Consider the following 372-nt stretch of genomic DNA (forward strand, 5'->3'; position numbering starts at 1 on the left):
GATCTCTCAGGTGATCAAAAGATGTCAAGACCTGGTAAGGTTCTTCGCGTTGCTTCGAATTAAACCACATGCTCCACCGCTTGTGCGGGCCCCCGTCAATTCCTTTGAGTTTCAACCTTGCGGTCGTACTCCCCAGGCGGAATGCTTAATGCGTTAGCTGCGGCACTGAAGGGCGGAAACCCTCCAACACCTAGCATTCATCGTTTACGGCATGGACTACCAGGGTATCTAATCCTGTTCGCTACCCATGCTTTCGAGCCTCAGCGTCAGTTACAGACCAGACAGCCGCCTTCGCCACTGGTGTTCTTCCATATATCTACGCATTTCACCGCTACACATGGAGTTCCACTGTCCTCTTCTGCACTCAAGTTT

The 372-nt window shown here is 51.6% G+C and carries 1 rRNA gene; it reads right to left on the reverse strand.

The annotated features are described in order from the left end of the window. Positions 1-372 (reverse strand): 16S ribosomal RNA (locus ACWP87_RS13855); the annotation flags it as partial.

The organism is Lacticaseibacillus sp. 22 (assembly GCF_055413445.1).